Source organism: Dolichospermum sp. LEGE 00246, from assembly GCF_015207865.1.
Classification (GTDB): domain Bacteria; phylum Cyanobacteriota; class Cyanobacteriia; order Cyanobacteriales; family Nostocaceae; genus Dolichospermum; species Dolichospermum heterosporum.
The window spans coordinates 1-3541 of sequence record NZ_JADEWA010000524.1; the positions used below are offsets into that span (position 1 = coordinate 1).

Annotated in this window: 5 protein-coding genes; 2 read left to right on the plus strand and 3 right to left on the minus strand. The window is 36.0% G+C overall.

What is annotated here, in order from left to right; translation table 11 throughout:
- A partial coding sequence (locus IQ228_RS23335) for a Uma2 family endonuclease (protein WP_193964600.1) occupies positions 1-386 on the plus strand: 386 nt, incomplete at its 5' end.
- A gap of 83 nt (positions 387-469) precedes the next feature.
- Here the strand turns inward: IQ228_RS23335 and IQ228_RS23340 are convergent.
- From IQ228_RS23340 to IQ228_RS23355, 3 genes are all read right to left on the minus strand, one after another.
- Positions 470-1072 carry a hypothetical protein gene (locus IQ228_RS23340; protein ID WP_027402122.1) on the minus strand — a complete coding sequence of 201 codons (603 nt, stop codon included), beginning with the start codon at positions 1070-1072 and terminating at the stop codon, positions 470-472.
- Between the two features lie 217 nt (positions 1073-1289).
- The gene (locus IQ228_RS23345; protein WP_193964601.1) at positions 1290-1991 is read right to left on the minus strand and encodes a Uma2 family endonuclease; all 702 of its coding nucleotides are present in this window, start codon (positions 1989-1991) and stop codon (positions 1290-1292) included.
- A 542-nt stretch (positions 1992-2533) separates the two neighbouring features.
- On the minus strand, positions 2534-2779 hold the full coding sequence (locus IQ228_RS23355; RefSeq protein WP_027402125.1) for a type II toxin-antitoxin system HicB family antitoxin: 246 nt from the start codon (positions 2777-2779) through the stop codon (positions 2534-2536).
- 355 nt (positions 2780-3134) lie between these two features.
- Here IQ228_RS23355 and IQ228_RS23360 point away from each other — a divergent pair, with 355 nt between their 5' ends.
- Positions 3135-3458 (plus strand): DUF6825 family protein, encoded by a 324-nt coding sequence (locus IQ228_RS23360; RefSeq protein ID WP_027402126.1) that lies wholly within the window; start codon positions 3135-3137, stop codon positions 3456-3458.
- Positions 3459-3541: the final 83 nt, after the last annotated feature.

Here is a 3541-nt window from a genome sequence, read left to right on the forward strand (position 1 = left end):
AGATTTATATGGGTGATGTTAAATTGTGGCTACAACGTTATCAAATCTATACTTATCCAGATATTATGGTAATTCAAGGAGAACCAATATATCAAGGAACTGGAACTACTCAAGTAACAAATCCGTTAATGATTGTCGAAGTGTTATCTAAATCAACTATAAATTATGATAAAACCGACAAATTTAGATTTTATCGTTCTCTTCCTGAATTAAAAGAATATATTATGATTGACCAATATGAATGTTTTATTGAACAATTTGCCAAAAATGCCGAAGGACAATGGGTATTAACTGAATATGAATCAGTAAATGATATATTGTCTTTAAAATCAATAGATTTTCAAATTCCCTTCAGTGATATTTATGAAGGTGTAAATTTCCAGTAGGTTTGGTTGACGTATGTTACCCAACATCATATTATTGTCTGATAGCGTAGCTATACCAGGATTTACAGAATTTAAAAACAATATTAATTTACTGATAACATCCATGTTAGAAATGCTAAAATTGGCTCAACTGGTGGCAATGGATATTCAGTAATATCAATAGTGACTGAATTACCCTCCAGTTTTAAAAATTTCCAAGTAGTTCCACTGGTGACAGAACCGAAAATTATGGGAATGTTGACATTATTAGCAGCATTAAATTTTTGGGCAGCTACCATTTCTGCAATACACTGACCTAAACCACCATTAAGATTTTCTTTTTTTGCTTCTATAATTATAACTACTGGAGCTTGAATTTCTAATTGGCTTAGTGATTTACTAATCAGAAAGTCACAAATACCATTGAGTCCAATACTAGGATCAACGGTAAAATCTTCTCCAGAAAAGAGGCTAATTTGACGATCTAATAATCGTCGAACTGCTGTTAATACAGGACTAATAATCCATTCAGAACGAGCTTTTTCACTACCTCGTGCAAGTACCAATGGTAAACCTTCTTCTAGTTCTTGACGTAGCAAATCATCAGGTTTTACAGGAGGTACATCTGGAAAAAACCGTCCTCCTTCATGGATGGCGATCGCTAAATCCTGACGGACTTTTTTTAGTGTAAAATCACTGTAGGGCATAGTTATAATTAATCTTTGCTACAAAAACAGAGTTTAGTTCCGTAGGTTGGGTTGTGGAACGTAAACGTATCCCTGCGGGACACTGCATGAACGCGGAGCAATCGGAACGAAACCCAACATCATATTATTAAAACATATTATTAAAACTTTCGTTGGGTGGCGCGATTCCTGTGGAGCGCTTCGCTATCGCTTAACCCAACCTACGTTTGATTGTAGATTAAATTGTATTAGGATCTATATTTAATTCTCTCAGTTTTGCTGCTAAACGTTCTGATTTTCTCGCTTCCTTTTCGGCTCTTTGGGTTTCCTGTTCTGCGGTTTCTTCAGGGGTAAGCACTAGCTTTCCTTCTGGTGTGAAATAGCGCAATAATCCCTCATGAATTCCCAAATATAAATTTAATTGTTCACTCCATAAATGCCCTTTTTCATTTGCTTCTAGAGGTTGATATTTTCCATCTAATAAATGAAATCCTGCAAATTCTAGTGTATAAGGATCAAACCAAAAATAATCCGGTGTGCGGAAAGTATTTTGATAAAGTTCTTTTTTGTATTCTCTATCTGTATTCGCTGTAGTTGGTGAGAGAATTTCTAAAATTACATTGGGATATTTACCGTCTTCATTCCAAACTACCCAACTTTTCCGAGTTTTGCGTTCTGTTCCCAGCACAACAAAGAAATCTGGACCTCGGAAATATTCTGATTTTTTCTGATTAGGACTATAGTAAATGGTGAGATTTCCCGCAGCATAGAAATCATATCTATCTTTCCACAACCATTTGAGACATTTGATTAAGAGCATAATTTGCTCTAGATGTAGTTCTGTTTCCACGGGAGGTTCATCACTATATAAATCATTAGGAGGAAAAATCACATCTTGAGAGATGTTTTCTTTAAGTTCTAATTCTTGAGTAATCATCATGATGTGATACCAAGTAGTTATTTGTTGATTATAGCATTAATTGTCAGAATCAGGATTTACAGGATTAAAAGATTAACAGGATGTGATATTCATTAATCCTCAACATCCTTAAATCCTGGATATCCTGATATGGCTACGCTATCAGACATTATTATATTCATTAATCCTGACAATCCTTAAATCCTGGATATCCTGATTCAGACAATTTCTTTTTTTATCGAACCACAGAGAACACAGAGAACACAGAGAAAATGTAAAAATTATCTGCGTTTAATTTTTGATATTTTATCCTGAAAATCCTCAAATCCTGGTTATCCTGATTCAGACATTTCTCTAATTATTTTCATTGTTTCCACACTCACGGTACAAACTCTCATTAATAAATCTATTACCCGTTCTTTATAATCTGCGAAACGATAGGTATTGAATTTTTCCGCAATAGTGGGATCTTTTGGTTTCTTTTCTTTATATTGATCTAATATCCATTCTAACGCAAACGCTTTATCAAATAATTCCGAGAAACAGGTGTTAATCTAGGCATTTTATACTGGCTCTGTAATTTGATTCAAGTTAATATCCTCAATCAAAGGAATATTTAACCCTAAACGTAAACGTAAAGCCAACCAATCACTGAGTGCTTCTTTCAACTCGCGCCGACAACCTTCTAAGGTTTTATAATTTGCCCATACTCCCTGCAAACCTGGAATTTCACCCCAATAAGTACCATCATCTTCAATAATTTCATAAACTGCTAATTCCATTGCTTTATCAATGTAACTTGCCAGCATTTTTACTATTTCCTGTTAAGAAGTAAATATTTCTTATGTTACAGCAGTTTTCATCTATTTCAACGATACTCTGAATAAGTCTATTTATTATCCACCAGGCGACTAGAAGTCGCGGCTACACAGACGAAACCCACCTTCGTGGGTTTAAAAGCCTTGAATTTGCATTAGTCCACGCAGGTGGACTTTGTTTGTGTCGTCGTGATTTATAATCGCCGGAAATTTTTCAAACATCCTCTGACGAGAGACACCTGTTTACAGTGGTTGTATTTCACCAACTGAGAAAACTTTCAGATAGAAGCATGACGGCCTATATACAGGTTATAATTCTTTTTGCGGAGCAACTTTACAAAAATTTATGAGTAATCCCCTTGTGCAAGCCTTTTTCGTAGGCAGAGCAGTAGCTGAAGTGATTAATGAGCGTGTAGAAGTCGCCTTGACTGATGCTTTGAGTGAATTAGGCAAATTGGATGCTGAAACTAAAGAGCAACTACGCCAGTTTACAGAAGAAGTGATGGCACGAGCTAATCGAGCGGCAGAATCGTCTGCAACTGGAACAACTACAGGTAATAGTTCATCTGGGGGAGATTCAGTAGACTTACAGACCGAAATTGACGAATTAAGGGCAGAAATTGCCCTATTAAGAAGTGAATTGCAGAAGCATCGTAATGCTGCAAAATAGGTAATGGGCAAGAGGCAAGAGGCAAGAGGCAAGAGGCAAGAAAAATATCAATATCATCCCTAGTCCCCTGCCCCCTGCTCCCC

Excerpts from the sequence above, each read along its gene's own strand:
- IQ228_RS23340 (WP_027402122.1), bottom strand. The coding sequence starts at position 1,072 with ATGCCCTACAGTGATTTTACACTAAAAAAAGTCCGTCAGGATTTAGCG.
- IQ228_RS23345 (WP_193964601.1), bottom strand. The coding sequence starts at position 1,991 with ATGATGATTACTCAAGAATTAGAACTTAAAGAAAACATCTCTCAAGAT.
- IQ228_RS23355 (WP_027402125.1), bottom strand. The coding sequence starts at position 2,779 with ATGCTGGCAAGTTACATTGATAAAGCAATGGAATTAGCAGTTTATGAA.
- IQ228_RS23360 (WP_027402126.1), top strand. The coding sequence starts at position 3,135 with ATGAGTAATCCCCTTGTGCAAGCCTTTTTCGTAGGCAGAGCAGTAGCT.